Origin of the sequence: Sphingobacterium sp. UBA7855 (assembly GCA_002500745.1) — a bacterium.
In the GTDB taxonomy this organism is placed as follows: domain Bacteria; phylum Bacteroidota; class Bacteroidia; order Sphingobacteriales; family Sphingobacteriaceae; genus Sphingobacterium.
Map to the genome: position 1 here is coordinate 245,025 of DLST01000015.1, position 17,330 is coordinate 262,354.

A 17,330-nucleotide genomic window follows, 5' to 3' on the forward strand; every position below is an offset into this window, starting at 1 on the left:
AACTATGTGCTTATCCCTACAAATAAACGTAAATTTATCTGAGTTTTCTACCGCTATTTGGAATAATATTTTTGCGATTGTTTGATATGATACGCATTTATATTGCATATAAACAGCAATTTATCTAAGTTTGCCAAAGAAAACAAGTACACACTTTAATATCGTTCAAGCATTGAGTATTCTAGATAAAAAACGTTATACCATCACATCGGCATTACCGTATGCCAATGGTCCTTTACATATTGGACACCTTGCTGGAGCATACATCCCTGGGGATATCTTTGTCCGCTATTTGCGTCTAAATCAAAAAGATGTCGTTTATGTATGTGGTTCGGATGAGCATGGTGCGGCGATTACCATCCGTGCAAAAAAAGAGGGCATTACCCCGCAACAAATCATTGACAAATACAATCAACAAATTAAAGAAAGCTTTGAAGAGTTTGGGATTTCTTTCGATATATACCACCGTACGTCAGAACCTATACATCACCAGTTATCGCAGGATTTCTTCTTGAACCTTTACAACAAAGGCGAATTTGTCGAAAAATTTTCCGAACAGTACTACGATGAGGAGTACCACCAGTTTTTGGCCGACCGCTATATTACAGGTACTTGTCCAAATTGTAAGTCCGAAGGTGCCTATGGCGACCAATGTGAAAAGTGTGGCACATCCCTCAGCCCGACAGACCTGATCAATCCGATTTCGACATTGAGCGGAAAAACACCGGTATTGAAAGAAACAAAGCACTGGTACCTTCCTTTAGATAAATACCAACCATGGCTTGAAAAATGGCTGATCGAAGGAAAGAAAAATATCCTTAAATCCAACGTGTTTGGGCAATGCCAGTCTTGGCTTAAATCGGGTTTACAACCGCGTTCAATGACCCGTGATCTGGACTGGGGTGTCGATGTGCCGTTGGAAGAAGCACAGGGTAAAAAACTTTATGTCTGGTTGGATGCGCCTATCGGTTACATCTCTGCAACGAAACAGTGGGCATTAGACCATGGCAAAAACTGGGAGGACTATTGGAAAACACATGAAAACCCTGCCGATGATTCTACATTGATCCATTTTATCGGAAAAGATAATATTGTCTTCCACTGTATTATTTTCCCCGCTATTCTTCATGCGCACGGCGGTTACATTTTGCCTGAAAATATTCCGGCCAACGAATTCCTTAACCTGGAGGGCGATAAGCTGTCTACTTCTAGAAACCACGCGGTTTGGCTACATGAATATCTACAGGAATTCCCAAACAAACAGGATGAATTGCGTTATGTATTAACGTCTATATTACCAGAAACATCAGATGCTGAGTTTACCTGGAAGGACTTCCAGGCCCGTATAAACAATGAGCTGGTAGCTATCTTGGGCAACTTTGTGAACCGTGTTATGGTACTTTCCCACAAATATTTTGATGGTAGGGTATTGAGGGGAGCTGCATTGTCTACGGTAGACCAAGCGGTATTGGATGAATTAAAATCATATCCGGTTTCTATTAAATCTTCTTTAGAACAATTCCGTTTCCGCGAAGCTTTGGCAGAATTCATGAATGTTGCCCGCCTTGGCAATAAGTATCTTGCGGATGAGGAACCATGGAAAATCATCAAAACGGATGAAGAACGGGTTAAAACAATATTAAACGTAGCGGCACAGATCGTTGCGAACCTTGCTGTCCTTGCGCAGCCGTTTTTGCCTAAAACAGCAACCAAATTATTTGAAATGCTCAATTTTCCTCAGGGGAACTGGAATGACGCAGGTTCAGATGTGTTGATTGAGGTGGGGCATCAATTGGGTGAAGTACAACTGTTATTTGAAAAGATAACAGACGAACAGGTCGACTTGCAGCTTGATAAGCTTACAGCAGCGAAAGCAAAAAACCTAGCCGACAACGCCAAAGTTGCTCCTGCAAAAGAAAATATCAGCTTCGACGATTTTGTTAAAATGGATATCCGTGTCGGAACCATTACAGCAGCTGAAAAAGTTGCCAAAACAAAGAAATTATTGAAGTTGACCATCGATACGGGTATTGATACACGGACGGTAGTTTCGGGTATTGCAGAATTCTTTAGCCCTGAAGAAATTGTGGGCCGTCAGGTGTCCATATTGGTCAACCTTGAACCCCGGGAAATAAAAGGAATTATGTCGCAGGGAATGATCCTTATGGCAGAAGATGCCGATGGTAGACTGGATTTCGTCAAACCAGAGACAACAATTAAAGTAGGAAGTACGGTGCGTTAATAGCAAACGCCGGACATGTATAATAAAAGCCTGTTCGTGTGGACAGGCTTTTTTATAGGCTATTCTTGATAGGTACTTCGAGGCCACCACTTTGTGGTAGTAGCCTATCTTTTCTCCTTTAGCATAGTTCGCTGGTTAAAAGAATATGCTCTGCATACGTTTCTTAAAATCCTTTTCATCCAGATAATCGTAAACCGTGTCTCTCAGCTTTTTCAGGATCTCTGCTCGAGATTCGGCCACCACTTTTTTCTTCTTGGTGAGCACATTTGAAACCGGAGCATTTGTGATTTCCACCTTGGTTGCAAACATATTGACGTTCATACTTGGAATGGACACCCCCATGATTAGCCCTGGTAGCCCATGAATAAGTTCCGGACCACCCGGAACAGGAATTTGCCCCGCAAAAAAAGCAACCACATACACCGAATCTTGCACAATTCCATTCACTCTTCGACAGTCGTATCCGGCAATATTTCGATATTCGTCAGTATACTTCCATTTTACAGCAGGCAATGAATCTTTAAGTAAAAGTTGATCATCACCAAATGGAAGCAATTTGAGAAACTCCTGCTGTTGAAAATTGATATAAGTTTTTGAATCTGCAAGAATGGGCTGATATCGAGTGACACTGCGGTAACTCGGAGGATAGTCTTCCTGAATGGTCTCAAATAGAGTTTCATGATCGTAAAATTTTAACATATGATGGGTCACCACCTCTGTAGGGCCATTTTTGACGGCATTGTCGACCGTTAACTTGTCCCAGGTATCTAAATCTGGTTTGTTGAGGTAATTACGCTTCAAGAAGTTCTGCACATGAAACTTCCGTTCATAGGTCACTATTCCGCTGCTCGGAAAATAGGCATGCTGTGCTTGTGCCGTGCTCATGCACAGCAACAAAACCCAAATCATCAATTTCGTATAGTTACTCATTTGATATCTCCTTTCATCTGTAAATAATTTTATTTTTCCATCGACCAGATGGAGCTTATCAGAATTAAAATTCACCTTAACGCTGGACAAAAAAATGGATAATTTTATCATGGACGGTTCATTGATGTAAAATTGTAGATTACTTTTAGCATGCCATAACGGCGCAATACGTCGTTGCTCGTCTGAATAAATGACGTTCCGTTTTGATAACGGTACACGCCATTATTTTTATTTAAAATATCATTGACGAACACCTGCACTTCCAACGATTTATCTTTCAATAGTTTTTTGGAAACATAACCATTCATGTTCACAACGTTAATGGACTGTAAAGTTTTCGTAGCAGCCTGATAATTTTGATTGGTCGTTAAGGAGATTTTGAAATCTTTTGGCAGGTAATACGTGAGCTCGGAATAGGTCCTCAAAGTAAAAGTGGAACGATTTAACTCGGGCTGCAAATAGGAATTCATTTGCTGAACACCTGGCCTGATGGAAATATACAAATCCATCTTATTTGCCTTGTAGCGACTAAAACCGATATTCGGTGAAACACTCCACGTTTGATTTCTATTGAGCTTTGGCTCCTCGGTATACGATGATAGGTAACTAAATTGACTATTGTACTGTACCTGCATCCCGAGATTCATTTTCAGTCCCCATTTTTTTTGCAGGACAAAACTGTACCCACTACCACCATACATCCGCCAATTGTCCTTGTCAATATTAACATAGGAAATCTGCTGTGTACCTCTGTCCAAATCGTAGCGCACGCTATTGTTAATGCTATTCTTACCTTGATCGGCATTCACATAAAAATAGATGCTCTGATCTTTCAACTGCTTATAGTTGTTGTAATCAATTGAATACGAATTGTTAAAGCCGGCTTTTAGGTTTGGATTATCCAGATATTCAATAAGCGGCTGGGCGTTTTGTTTTAGGGGCTCTATCTGCGTCAAAGAAGGTTGACTGGTACGTCCGCTGTAACGGAAATTGATATTTTTACTTTTCGAGATTTTATAATTAACCGAGAAAACCGGATTAACTGACGTTTGATTGCGCTGTAATGCTGTATTTAGATTGTTATAGGTCCTCTTCACATCCTCAAAATCCACCCTATTGCTTACATTGACAGTCAACGTACTCGATTTGTAATTCAGCGAAGTATTCACTGCATTTTTCAAACTGGTGAAATCAAAATCATTTAATAGATTTTGATCTAGCACAGTATATTCACCTGTAACGGGATCTTTATCAAAAGACTGATTCAGCGTTTCCGATTTACTGCTGTTGAATGCATATCCAACGGCGGCAGTCATTCGTTTTGACAAGGGCTCCGAATAAGTTACTGAGGCACTGTAGGTATTGTTGGCCAGCTTATCATTTTTAAATTGATCAATCAGGGTCGTATCACCTGAACTTTGAAAGATGTTTTCAGAGAAATATTGGATTTTGGAACGATTCTGATCCGTATTTGCACTCATATTAAAGGTGATAGAACGGCGCTCTTTTCTGAAGCGGCGTGTTAACATCGCATTGACGTTAAATCGATCCTGATCACCAGTCAAATCATTTTTTGATGTCGTCTTTGTGATCAAGACTCCATCCAATGTACGTTGATCAGCATCAGAAAAAGAGAAATTATCACGGCTCGATTTCACAAATCCCATATTAACGGTCAAATCGGACATCGAATCCAACTTCAAATCATACCTCAAGTTAGCGGTATTGGATTTACTTTCGTTCTCCGACCGCGTCACGTTATTGTCTACCTGCGCCCGCTCAGGCAGATTGTTTTGCGCATTGTAGGTACTGGTGTTACCTACACGGATCTGATTACGCTTAAAGTTGACATTGATCTTGTGCTTATCATCTTTGGTTTTATCGGAATAGCTAGCTCCCATATTGATCGCTCGAGGTACTCCTCCACCAGAATACGTACCGTCCCAGTCGCCATCAGAACCGTCGCCACCCGAGGTAATCATAATACCTCCACCTTCCATCACCTGTACATTGCTGCTTCCCCCAACGCCATATTTCTGGCTATCTTCAAAGCCCAGTCCGACCATACCGTCATTGGCAAGAATGCCATACGCGGCAATTTTTTGCGAACCTTTAAACTTATTGAACATCACTTTACCGCCGTAATAGTGATCCGTACCCGCTCCGGCAACAGCTTGCCCAAATAGTCCCTTCTTCTTATCTTCTTTGAGTTTGATATCAATGGTCTGCGTGCGCTCCCCATCATCTACCCCCGTTCGAACGGCGAGGTCTGATTTCTTTTCATAAACCTGCACTTTACTGACCATATCGGACCGAATATTCTTAGTAATTAACGTGGGATCATCACCGAAGAACTCCTCCCCATCGAGCAGTACTTTTTTCACTTCTTTGCCCTGAGCGGTAATCTTGCCAGATCCATCCATCGTAATACCGGGCAATACTTTTAACAGGTCCTCAACTTTGGCATCCTTATCAACTTTGAAACTACCGGCATCGTATTCGATGGTGTCCCCTTTAATAACCACCGGAATTTTGCCATTCACCTGCACCTCCTCCAATAGTAGGGCTGCTTTGGATAGTTTAACCAATCCAATGTCTGAGTCTCCGGCAGTGACTTGGATATCCCTTACCAAATCTGCATATTGGGGATAGGAAACGACCATTTTATAAGTTCCTGTATCCAGATTTGCGAGTTGGAACGTTCCATTTTCTTTTGTCCGACCAAAGGTAATCAAGACCGAATCTTTGGGGTTAAGCAGTGCGATTGAAGCCTGATGTAGTTTTGCAAGATCCTTGCCATCCACAACCGAACCCGAAAGCTTATGCTGTGCATAGGATTTCGTACTTAGGATAGCTAGCAAAAGAAACAAAACTAGGGAATAGGTTAGTTTCATAAATTAACGTTTATATATTGTCAGGTAAATATACCGCTAATACTACGGAAAATTCGTAAAATAATGTTAAATAATTATATAATTAAAAAGACCTTAAATTTTGAAAAAATGATTAGCTTAAAACACTGTATTCCAAAAATATAATGATAAAAAAAAGAGGCCTGACAAATAAGTCAGGCCTCCATTAAAAATGAAAAAAATATTTTATATCCTTTAATCTACATTTAAGTTCAATTCTTTTTCCTTATTGATTAAATGGGCAATACTCGTATCATTCAATATCTGCAACATGGCATTTCTTACCTCAACGAATGTATCGCGTATGCCACAGGCATGCTCTTGGGTACACTCCTCGCAGGAGCGGTAGAAATTTAAACTCACACAAGGCAGCAACGCGATGGGTCCATCGATCAAGCGCATAACCTGCGATAAGAAAACATCCTCTGGCGCCTTATTGAGGCTATACCCGCCCCCAGCACCTTTCTTGCTATAGAGAATTCCGGCATTTCGCATTTCGAGCAGAATCTGTTCCAAAAATTTCTTGGGAATATTCTCTTCCTGCGCAATCTTTACGATTTGCATAGGCTCATTACCGTAGTTACGACCAAGCACCATCAGTGCCTTTATTGCATATTTTGTTTTTTTGGAAAGCATACTTTATTAACCCCCTGTTGAATCGCAAATTTACGTTTTTTATTCAATAGAATAAAACCCTCACCATTTCATGGGTAGACCAGCTATAATCACCCAAGCGAGTTTCACCTCGCTATACTGGAAACGTATCTACTGCCTTTTTTTATTGCCCCAATACCGCAGTGATAGGTTTTCCAATACTGCCATTTGGTTCGGTAATGTGCAAAAGTGCTGCAATTGTAGGTGCAATATCCACAATATGTACCTCTGTATTGGATACGCCAGGCTTGATGCCCCAGCCCATAAATACCAAAGGAATATGGGAATCGTATGCAGACCAGGTACCATGGGTTGTACCTGTTGAGCGAGGCGTACCATCGTACCATTGTGGTTCGCAAACAATCTGGATAGCACCACTGCGCTTAAAGTTATAACCATTGATCATTTTTTCCCGAATAGGCGCTGGAATCATCAGGCTTTCACCCTTCTCCATATCAGCAACATAGGCCACCCCTTCAGTATGACGAAGCTCGCGAATGATGGTCTCTTTTATTTTATCGCGATCCAATTGTAAAGAATCAATCAACTGATTGTTTAAATGAACCTGATAGTTCATCATGCTTTTTACAAGCTTCTCTTGTCCAAATTTATCTTTAAGCGTCTTATTAAGACCTGTGATAATCTGACGGGAGTAGAAATAACCACCATTGCCTTTCATATCCATAAAGAATCTTGAGTTATAAGAAGCGCCATGGTCTGCTGTCATAAAGAACGTATAGTTACCCTTGCCCACGGTGTTATCCAGGTATTTGAAGAATTCGGCAAGTTGTTTATCAAGTTGCAGATACATATCTTCAATCTCCACGGCTGTCAATGAATAGCGGTGTCCTACGTAATCTGTAGCAGAGAGACTCACACAAAGAAAATCGGTATTGTTAGTTGGGTTATTACCCATCTGTTCATTTTTGATTGCCTCCATGGCCATATCCAATGTAAACTGATTGCCCATTGGCGTGGTTTTGATCAGCTCATAGCCCTCGTCTTTCATCAATTTGGAAGTGGCGCGAGGTAGCGTGGGTTTCTCTTCACCCGGATATTTGCCTTCATAGATATTGTCATCTGCAATACTGTTGGCAGCGTATGTACTGATGTCGTACATCGGCTTCCAGTCGCCTTTCAGATATTTCTCAGCTAATTTTTTCTTATTGAAGTCCACCACCCATTTTGGAAGTTTGTCCATGTAGAAATTGGACGTAATCCAATCACCGGATTTTGCTTCAAACCAATAGGCCGCATCCGCAAAATGCCCTGCCGGCAAAATCCCTCCGCGGTCTTTAATCGCAATACCGATGACTTTGGATTTAAAGTTAGAGGCTAATTTCAATTGGTCGGTTACAGTAGATGCAAGCAAATTGCGTGGAGACTGTTGCCCCTCCTTTGCGGTAGTACCTACACCGACTACATTGTCGTCCTGCGTACAATACATATTCTTTCCGGTCTGTTCTTCAATCCAGTCGTTACCCGCAATCCCATGTATGGAGGGAACGGATCCTGTATAGACCGAACTGTGCCCAATAGCCGTATAGGTCGGGATATAATTAATCAATGTATTTTCGCAGGAGAACCCTTCTTTCAAAAGTCGTTTGAAACCATCATTGCCATATCGATCGGCAAAACGATACAAATAATCCCACCGCATTTGGTCCACCATCAGGCCGACAACCAATTTTGGTTTTTCCGGCTGCTGCGCCATGGACGAAAGCGCTGCTATTCCAAGGACGACGCTTAAAAAAAATCTTTTAATCATAATCGTATTAAGTATTAAACTATTTGTTTTATCAATTTCACAGGCTAAAGTAGGGTTTAATCTTTTAAATGTGCTTTTAAAAATTGCCCTGTATAAGAATCTTTACATTGAATTAGTTCTTCGGGAAGACCCGCAAAAACGAGTTTACCGCCTTTATTTCCGCCTTCAGGACCAATATCAATGACCCAGTCGGCCGATTTAATCATATCCATATTGTGTTCAATCACCAAGATACTGTTCCCTAAAGCAATCAATGCATCAAATGATTTCAAGAGCTTTTTGATATCCTGAAAATGCAAGCCTGTCGTTGGCTCATCAAAGATAAAGAGTGTCTTCTTGCTATTATTTCCTTTGATTAAGAAAGAAGCGAGCTTGATCCGTTGGGCTTCACCTCCCGATAGGGTACTCGACGATTGACCGAGTTTAACATAGCCCAGTCCGACATCCTGTAGAGGCTGCAGTTTGGCCAATATTTTAGGCTGGTCTGCAAAGAATATGATCGCTTCATCAACACTTAGCTCGAGAACATCTGCGACCGACTTATTTTTGTACTGTACATCAAGTACAAACTGCTTAAATCGTTTTCCACCACAGGCCTCACAGGGTAAAACAATATCAGCCATAAATTGCATTTCAATTTTAACTTCGCCTTCACCCTGGCAGACATCGCATCGTCCACCTTCAACATTAAATGAAAATGCAGCAGGTTTCAATCCGGCAGCTTTAGCTGGTGCCTGACTGGCATATAAAGCCCTGATTTCATCCCAAGCTTTCACATACGTGACCGGATTGGACCTCGACGAACGGCCAATCGGGTTTTGATCGACCATTTCAACTTGTTCAACTCGGGCAATATCTCCCTCAATCGCATCATAAATACCCGTTTGTTCCCCGGAGTAATTGCCAATAGACTTCTGCAATGCAGGATAAAGGATACGCTTCACCAACGAGGTTTTACCGGATCCCGAAACACCGGTGACGACAGTGAACGTATTTAATGGAAATTGTACATCAATTCCCTGCAAATTATTTTCATGGGCACCCTTAATGGTAACGCTATTGGTCCACGAACGGCGTTTCTTAGGGACTTCAATCCGGCTTTTTCCACTCAGGTATTGACCGGTCAAGCTTTTACCATCCTTTAGAATCTGCTGATAGGTACCCGCAAAGACCATCTCACCGCCATGAATACCTGCTTCAGGTCCGATGTCAATCAGATAATCCGCAGATTCCATCATCTCTTGCTCATGTTCGACTACAACCACGGTGTTACCCACATCGCGAAGTGATTTCAGTACAGAAATCAGGCGCTGTGTATCACGCGGATGGAGACCGATACTTGGTTCGTCCAATACATAAATAGAACCTACAAGCGAACTTCCCAAGGAAGTCGCCAGATTGATTCGCTGCGACTCTCCACCTGAAAGCGTATTTGAAAGCCGATTCAAGGTTAGGTAACTTAATCCAACATCGCACAAAAATTGCAATCTGTTATTAATTTCAGCCAGCAGTCTTTTGGCAATGACCAGTTCATTACCCACCAGTGGCAAATTTTTAAAGAATTCCAGCGCCTCTTCTAAAGGCATCAATACAACATCTGTGATGGATTTTCCGCCAACTTTCACGTAAGTCGCATCCTTCCGTAATCGTGTGCCACGGCAGTCTGGGCAATCTGTCTTCCCACGATAGCGAGATAACATCACCCGGTATTGAATTTTATAGGTCTGGGATTCGAGCTCTTCAAAGAACTGCGTAAGACCAGCAAAATATTTATTTCCTGTCCACAAGAGCTCCTTTTGCGCCTTAGTCAGATCCATGTAGGCACGATGTATCGGAAAATCGAACTTTAATGAACTTTTAACAAGCTTTTGTAGCCACTCGCCCATTTTCTCTCCTCGCCAAGGTGCTATTGCGCCGTCGTACACCGACCGGCTTTTGTCGGGAATAACAAGATCGGGATCAATACCAATGATTTTACCGTAACCTTCACATCGGCGACAGGCACCATAAGGGTTATTAAAACTGAAGAAATTGGGAGTAGGCTCTTCAAATGTTATTCCGTCGAGTTCAAATTTATGGGAGAAATGATGGCGCTGACCATTTTCTTCCATATAGAGTTCACCCTTACCTTCGAAAAAACCAGTTTGGATAGAATCAGAAAGTCGATTTACCGTATCATCATCCTGTTCAATACGCACGCGGTCGACAACAATAAGCACTTCTCCATCTTGGAGGTCCTTATTGGCGATGGCCTTGTCCTCTATCACAGCTTCAACTTTCTGCATACGATCTCCGTAGAAAATACGCACAAAACCTTTCTGCAAGAGTAGAGAAAGTTCTTCCTTTAACTTACGCCCATGAGAGGGAATGAGCGGAGCAAGAAGCGTCACAGTGGTATCATCGCCTAAATTCAGCGCAAAATCCACCACTGAGCTCACACTGTCTTTCGTCACTTCACGACCGGATATAGGAGAAATTGTCTTTCCGATACGGGCATATAACAACTTCAGATAGTCATAGATCTCCGTCGATGTGCCTACCGTCGAGCGGGGGTTGGAGGTAATGACACGTTGCTCAATGGCAATTGCTGGAGCAATACCTTTGATGTAATCCACCTCCGGTTTGTTCATCCGCCCCATAAATTGTCTGGCATAGGAAGAGAGACTTTCGACATAGCGTCGTTGGCCCTCAGCATAAAGCGTATCAAAGGCTAAGGAGGATTTTCCTGAGCCCGACATTCCAGTGATAACAACTAGTTTATTTTTAGGGATATCAACGTCAATATTCTTTAAGTTATTAACTCTTGCTCCCTTTATCTGAATATATTCTTTTGGAGTATGCTCCACCTGTTTACTCATAATAATCCTTATCTCACACAAAGTTACGTATTATGGCTGATTATATTCCTGCGAATTAAAAAGCAGTTCGGTTTTCTTTAGTACATAAAAAAGCCATCGAATAAAATATTCGATGGCCTTTTTATGTATAATGTCCTACTATTGACTATTGAAATTTCTTCGCGTTAACTTTACGCTCGTTTTCAGTCAAATAGATTTTACGTAGACGCATTGATTGTGGTGTCACCTCAATATACTCGTCGGCTTGAATATACTCCATACATTCTTCCAATGAGAATTTGATTGCCGGTGCAATACGGGTGTTGTCATCAGAACCAGAAGCACGCATATTTGTCAACTGTTTTCCTTTTGTCACGTTGATTGTTAAATCATTGTCACGGATGTGCTCACCTAAAATTTGTCCCTCGTATACATCCACACCTGGATCTACGAAGAAACGACCACGGTCTTGTAATTTATCGATGGAGTAAGCAGTTGTTGAACCTGTATCCAAAGAGATCAATACACCGGCCAAACGACCAGGAATTGTACCTTTCCAAGGCTCATAACCTTTCAAACGGTGCGCCATAACAGCTTCACCCGCTGTTGCTGTCAATACGTTGTTACGTAAACCGATGATACCACGTGAAGGAATTGAGAACTCAAGATGTTGCATATCCCCTCTAGCTTCCATAATCAACAACTCACCTTTACGTTGCGTAACCAACTCAATTACTTTTCCTGAGACATCAGAAGGTACATCAACAACCAGTTCTTCGATTGGCTCACATTTTTGTCCATCGATTTCTTTGATGATAACTTGTGGCTGGCCTACTTGCAACTCATAACCCTCACGACGCATTGTTTCGATCAATACGGACAAGTGAAGGATACCACGTCCGTATACCAACCAAGCATCTGGAGATTCCGTAGGAACTACGCGTAGTGCTAAGTTTTTCTCCAGCTCTTTTTGTAAACGATCGTAGATGTTACGTGATGTAACCAATTTACCTTCTTTACCGAAGAAAGGCGAGTTATTGATCGTGAACAACATGTTCATTGTTGGTTCATCAATGCTGATAACTTCCAATTGCTCCGGATTTTCGAAATCTGCGATTGTATCACCGATATCGAAACCTTCAATACCTACTACAGCACAGATATCACCTGCATGTACTTCAGATACCTTAATACGGCCCAGGCCTTCAAATACCTGTAGCTCTTTAACTCTTGATTTTACAACTTTTCCGTCGCGTTTCACCAAAGAAACCGGCTGATTTTCTTTGATTGTACCACGAGCCACACGACCGATAGCGATACGTCCGACGAAAGTTGAGTAATCCAATGATGTTACCTGCATCTGCAAAGTACCTTCAGATACTTCTGGAGCAGGGATATATTTGATGATAGCTTCCAATAAGTCAGTGAAGTCTTCGGTACGATTTTTCCAGTCTGTAGACATCCATCCTTGTTTTGAAGAACCATATAATACCGGGAAATCCAATTGTTCTTCAGTAGCTCCTAAGTTGAAGAATAAGTCAAAAACATGTTCGTATACTTCTTCAGGACGACAGTTTTCTTTATCGACTTTATTGACAACAACGATAGGTTTAATACCCAAGCCTAAAGCTTTACCTGTAACGAAACGTGTTTGAGGCATTGGACCTTCAAAAGCATCTACCAATAGTACTACCCCATCGGCCATCTTCAATACACGTTCAACCTCACCACCGAAATCGGCGTGACCTGGTGTATCGATGATATTGATTTTAACACCTTTATATGTTACTGATACGTTCTTAGATACAATAGTGATCCCGCGCTCACGCTCTAAATCATTATTGTCTAGGATTAATTCACCAGCATTTTCATTTTCTCTGAATTGATTGGTAAAATATAAAATTTTGTCTACAAGCGTAGTTTTACCGTGGTCGACGTGAGCGATGATCGCAATGTTTCTAATGTTTTGCATTGAGCAAGAATATTTTTATAAAATTTTAGGGTGCAAAGATAAACATTTTGCACCACAAAATTTATAACTATGTGTATTTTATTTAATTACACCTAATTCTTTACCTACTTTGGTAAAGGCGGCGATTGCTTTATCCAGGTGAGCAACTTCATGTCCTGCCGAAATCTGCACACGGATACGAGCTTTTCCCTGAGGTACAACAGGATAGTAAAAACCGATCACATAAATTCCCTCGTCTAACATCTTGGATGCGAATTCCTGCGCTAATTTTGCGTCATACAGCATCACAGGCACGATTGGATGGAAACCTGGTTTGATATCAAATCCAGCAGCTGTCATTTTTTCACGAAAATAAGTTGTATTGGATTCCAATTTATCGCGCAGTGCCGTTGTCTCACTCAGCATATCCAAGACCGCTACAGAAGCCCCTGCAATTGCGGGTGCTAAAGTATTCGAAAATAAATAGGGACGTGAACGCTGACGTAACAAATCGATGATTTCTTTTTTGCCAGAAGTGAAACCACCAGAAGCACCGCCTAGCGCCTTACCCAACGTACCTGTAATGATATCTACGCGATCAATCACGTTGAAAAGCTCGTGTGTACCACGTCCAGTTGCTCCGATAAAACCGGTACAATGCGATTCATCGATCATCACGAGCGCCTGGTATTTATCTGCTAGATCACAGATCTTATCCAGTGGAGCGACAGATCCATCCATCGAAAATGCGCCATCTGTAACAATGATTTTATGTCGAGCGCCGGACGCAGCCTGCAATTGTGCTTCCAAATCAGCCATATCTGCATTTTTATAGCGGAAACGTTGTGCTTTACACAAACGAACACCGTCAATGATAGAGGCATGATTTAATTCGTCAGAAATGATCGCATCCTCAGCCCCAAATAACGGCTCAAATACACCACCATTCGCGTCGAATGCTGCTGCATATAAAATAGTATCTTCTGTTCCGAGAAACGTAGAAATTTTTGCTTCTAACTCTTTATGCACATCTTGGGTACCACAGATAAAACGTACGGAAGACATTCCATAACCGTGGGTATCAATCGCCTTCTTAGCAGCTTCAATTACTTTTGGGTGCGAAGACAGACCCAAATAATTGTTCGCACAAAAATTGACAACTTCTTGTCCTGTACTCACTTTGATGTCTGCTCCTTGGGGGGTAACGATCACGCGCTCTTGTTTATACAATCCCGCTTCTTTGATTGCTTCCAATTCCTTTGCTAAAACTGGTTGTAATGTTGTGTACATAATTCGATTTTAATTTTTTGTACAATATTACAGTTTTTTCATTGGAATAACTTGTGTTACCTTCCCAGATGAACGTTATTCACGGAGAATTTATCCCAAATCAATGATTTGGTAATATTAAACCGATTGCATAAAATGCGCTTTTGTCCCCGCTCTGCAGCGCCAATAAAAAAAACACGAACAAGCGTAAAAGCCATCGTGTAACAAAAGGTCTTATGTTTCTTAAAAGTAATTTCTTATCGCTCCTAAAAGCAATTAAATTACTGAAAGCAGAGGGATAGGTTATTCGTATCGGAGCGCATCGACCGGATCCAGTTTAGATGCTTTTGAGGCTGGGTAATAACCCGACAACATACCAACGAGTCCACATACCGCAAAGCCCATAATAATCGCTCCCCACGGTATTATAAAAGATGTACCGAGCTGCAGGGCTAGGATATTACCGATCAGAATACCTATAAAAATTCCGGCAACACCACCGATCATGCAAATCACAATGGCTTCCATCAAAAATTGTTTACGGATAACACTCGGTGTTGCACCGATTGCCTTACGTATGCCGATCTCACGTGTCCGCTCGGTGACCGAAACAAGCATAATATTCATCAATCCGATTGAAGCCCCTACAAGGGTGATAAAGGCAATCACTACAGCTCCTAAAGTGACCATTGCCATATTCTGCATCAGCATCTGGGCAACCGCATCGGACTTGGTAATTTCAAAATCGTTGGTTTGCCTGGAGGCCAATCCACGAATATTTCTAAACACGATAGTAGCTTCGCCAATGGCCGCTTCCAATCGCATCGGATCGTTGGAAGAAACCGTGATCACATAGGACGGCTCGGCACCCTGCATCACCGACCTTGCCTTGATCAGCGGAATAAAACATGCCCTATCTCCCCCCATCCCCGCAGAGGAACCTTTACTTTTTAATACCCCGATAACCAAATAACGGATATTGTTAACGGTAATAAACTGCCCCACGGGATCAATGATTTCATTGAAAAGCATTTTACTGACTTCACTGCCGATGATAATAACACCACTGCCGGTTTCTACCTCCCTAGTGGAAAAATTACGGCCTTCGCTGATAACATAACCCGAGGTCTGTAGATAATTTTCATCGGTACCTATCAGGCCGATATTGGGGTTTGTCTTTTTGGATTGAAATTTTGCAGTCGTAGTCCAGCTCACATTGGCACTAACTGATGTCAACGCATTAAAGTGAAAATCTTGTTTAAATCGAGCGGACTGCGCATAGGTTATATTAGCGAAGACTTTGGAGCGCGTCCCCTCATTCCCGATGCGAACATTGAGCCCCCGGTTGCGGATGTTAAAAGAGTTTGACCCCATCGATGAAAAGGAATCTGTCAGGGAATTCTTCATGGCATCTATCGAGGTCAGCACCCCTATAAGAGCCATCATTCCTATGGCAATAATCAGTGCTGTCAAAAATGTGCGCAGCTTATTTCCTACAATAGACTGTAGTGCAAGCTTGACATTCTCAACATAAGACATTTTTACGGCCATAAAGCTAATATTAGGATTTGTAGGGATGAAAATACTGTAATTCCCGCACAAAACCAAAAAGGCAATTTACTGCTATGGAATAAATTGCCTTTTTGGCCGTGACCGCAGCTATGCTTGCTAGCGGATTATGCCGATTTTGCGGCTGTTACAATTCTTAATGAATTCTTTTCCATGTCTCTGTACGTCCGAGCAGGCTCACGCCCATATAGCCCCTGATATCAAGCTTATCCCCCTTAAGCGTCATCTTACAGCTATATGTTTTGCCTGATTTGGGGTCATAAATCTTTCCGTCAACATAGGTACTGCCATCTTTTTCAAAATTGGTCAAGATCTCCAGGCCTTGTACATTTCTGCCCTGTAGTGCTTTATCGGGATTTTTTATATCTTTCTTTGGCTGACCTGCTTCGTTGTTTGGAAATTTGAGCCAATACAGTTTACCAAAAAACTTATCGCCTTTTTTGTAAATTTCAACACGGCCTTCGCCACTTGGATTTTCCCATTTTCCGATGATGGGATCTGTTTGCGCAAATAATGTTACTGTAATCAGCAACATTAGGAATGACATCATAATTTTCTTCATGGGTTTATTATTTTTATGAGCATGTGAAGCTCTGTATAAATTCTTTATAAATAAAGATAAGAAATATTTACTATGCCCGCATATATTCAATATAAAACTACAGCTAGTTACCAATAAAAAATGATTATCCGATTCAGCCGCTAACCCGTATAAAAAGCCTTTTCTTCGCAATACCCAGAATTCATTCGATAAATAAAGTTTGGCATTGGGTTTGCAACATTATAATCATATTATTTCTTTTTTAACTATTTACATAAATTAGCACATATTATGAAATTTATTATTAGTCTTCTACTTACCGGGTTGGTCGTGGCAGTTGCCTGCTGGCTTGTCCCGGGCGCTCATGTTGCTGGATTTGGCTGGGCCATTGTTACCGGACTTGTGATTGGATTTGTCAACGCAACTGTAGGATCGATTTTACGGTTATTTACGTTCCCGTTAAATTGGCTAACGCTGGGTTTAGTATCCTTTATTATTACTGTATTGATGGTTCTGCTGTCAGATTGGCTACTCGGTTCAAAATTTGATGTAGATGGCTTTTGGACTGCCGCGCTATTTGCCATCGTCGTTGCCCTATTAGAAATGATTGTTGGTAGTATATCAAAAGATTAAAATACATTATATTACGTAGTTGAA

The 17,330-nt window shown here is 41.5% G+C and carries 11 protein-coding genes; 2 read left to right on the forward strand and 9 right to left on the reverse strand.

What is annotated here, in order from left to right:
- Positions 1 to 172: 172 nt before the first annotated feature.
- A complete protein-coding gene (metG, locus tag B2107_RS13570) occupies positions 173 to 2,242 on the forward strand; it encodes a methionine--tRNA ligase (RefSeq protein ID WP_293956230.1) in 2,070 nt (689 codons plus the stop codon).
- A gap of 135 nt (positions 2,243 to 2,377) precedes the next feature.
- Here the strand turns inward: metG and B2107_RS13575 are convergent, their stop codons facing one another.
- The 9 genes from B2107_RS13575 to B2107_RS13615 form a co-directional block, all read right to left on the reverse strand.
- Complete coding sequence (locus tag B2107_RS13575) at positions 2,378 to 3,283, reverse strand: GLPGLI family protein (RefSeq protein WP_293880034.1); 906 nt, start codon at positions 3,281 to 3,283, stop codon at positions 2,378 to 2,380.
- A complete protein-coding gene (locus B2107_RS13580; RefSeq protein WP_293956194.1) occupies positions 3,280 to 6,066 on the reverse strand; it encodes an outer membrane beta-barrel protein in 2,787 nt (928 codons plus the stop codon). The genes B2107_RS13575 and B2107_RS13580 overlap by 4 nt, the downstream gene beginning before the upstream one ends.
- A gap of 213 nt (positions 6,067 to 6,279) precedes the next feature.
- Positions 6,280 to 6,720: an RrF2 family transcriptional regulator gene (locus tag B2107_RS13585; protein ID WP_046673766.1), complete on the reverse strand. Its 441-nt coding sequence runs from the start codon at positions 6,718 to 6,720 to the stop codon at positions 6,280 to 6,282.
- Between the two features lie 142 nt (positions 6,721 to 6,862).
- On the reverse strand, positions 6,863 to 8,506 hold the full coding sequence (pafA, locus tag B2107_RS13590) for an alkaline phosphatase PafA (RefSeq protein ID WP_293956195.1): 1,644 nt from the start codon (positions 8,504 to 8,506) through the stop codon (positions 6,863 to 6,865).
- 56 nt (positions 8,507 to 8,562) lie between these two features.
- On the reverse strand, positions 8,563 to 11,364 hold the full coding sequence (gene uvrA / locus B2107_RS13595) for an excinuclease ABC subunit UvrA (RefSeq protein ID WP_293956196.1): 2,802 nt from the start codon (positions 11,362 to 11,364) through the stop codon (positions 8,563 to 8,565).
- Between the two features lie 145 nt (positions 11,365 to 11,509).
- Positions 11,510 to 13,315, reverse strand: a complete 1,806-nt coding sequence (gene typA, locus B2107_RS13600) for a translational GTPase TypA (RefSeq protein ID WP_075990515.1) — start codon at positions 13,313 to 13,315, stop codon at positions 11,510 to 11,512.
- A gap of 78 nt (positions 13,316 to 13,393) precedes the next feature.
- The gene (gene kbl / locus B2107_RS13605) at positions 13,394 to 14,584 is read right to left on the reverse strand and encodes a glycine C-acetyltransferase (protein WP_293956197.1); all 1,191 of its coding nucleotides are present in this window, start codon (positions 14,582 to 14,584) and stop codon (positions 13,394 to 13,396) included.
- 282 nt (positions 14,585 to 14,866) lie between these two features.
- Positions 14,867 to 16,114: an ABC transporter permease gene (locus B2107_RS13610; RefSeq protein WP_293956198.1), complete on the reverse strand. Its 1,248-nt coding sequence runs from the start codon at positions 16,112 to 16,114 to the stop codon at positions 14,867 to 14,869.
- A gap of 154 nt (positions 16,115 to 16,268) precedes the next feature.
- Positions 16,269 to 16,694, reverse strand: a complete 426-nt coding sequence (locus B2107_RS13615) for a DUF2147 domain-containing protein (RefSeq protein WP_293880058.1) — start codon at positions 16,692 to 16,694, stop codon at positions 16,269 to 16,271.
- A 270-nt stretch (positions 16,695 to 16,964) separates the two neighbouring features.
- Here B2107_RS13615 and B2107_RS13620 point away from each other — a divergent pair, with 270 nt between their 5' ends.
- On the forward strand, positions 16,965 to 17,306 hold the full coding sequence (locus B2107_RS13620; protein ID WP_293956199.1) for a phage holin family protein: 342 nt from the start codon (positions 16,965 to 16,967) through the stop codon (positions 17,304 to 17,306).
- Positions 17,307 to 17,330: the final 24 nt, after the last annotated feature.

What these genes read in the sequence shown, in the direction of transcription:
- pafA (WP_293956195.1), bottom strand. Translation starts at nt 8,506, where the DNA reads ATGATTAAAAGATTTTTTTTAAGCGTCGTCCTTGGAATAGCAGCGCTT.
- uvrA (WP_293956196.1), bottom strand. Translation starts at nt 11,364, where the DNA reads ATGAGTAAACAGGTGGAGCATACTCCAAAAGAATATATTCAGATAAAG.
- B2107_RS13615 (WP_293880058.1), bottom strand. Translation starts at nt 16,694, where the DNA reads ATGAAGAAAATTATGATGTCATTCCTAATGTTGCTGATTACAGTAACA.
- B2107_RS13585 (WP_046673766.1), bottom strand. Translation starts at nt 6,720, where the DNA reads ATGCTTTCCAAAAAAACAAAATATGCAATAAAGGCACTGATGGTGCTT.
- B2107_RS13575 (WP_293880034.1), bottom strand. Translation starts at nt 3,283, where the DNA reads ATGATAAAATTATCCATTTTTTTGTCCAGCGTTAAGGTGAATTTTAAT.
- B2107_RS13620 (WP_293956199.1), top strand. Translation starts at nt 16,965, where the DNA reads ATGAAATTTATTATTAGTCTTCTACTTACCGGGTTGGTCGTGGCAGTT.
- B2107_RS13610 (WP_293956198.1), bottom strand. Translation starts at nt 16,114, where the DNA reads ATGGCCGTAAAAATGTCTTATGTTGAGAATGTCAAGCTTGCACTACAG.
- B2107_RS13580 (WP_293956194.1), bottom strand. Translation starts at nt 6,066, where the DNA reads ATGAAACTAACCTATTCCCTAGTTTTGTTTCTTTTGCTAGCTATCCTA.
- kbl (WP_293956197.1), bottom strand. Translation starts at nt 14,584, where the DNA reads ATGTACACAACATTACAACCAGTTTTAGCAAAGGAATTGGAAGCAATC.
- typA (WP_075990515.1), bottom strand. Translation starts at nt 13,315, where the DNA reads ATGCAAAACATTAGAAACATTGCGATCATCGCTCACGTCGACCACGGT.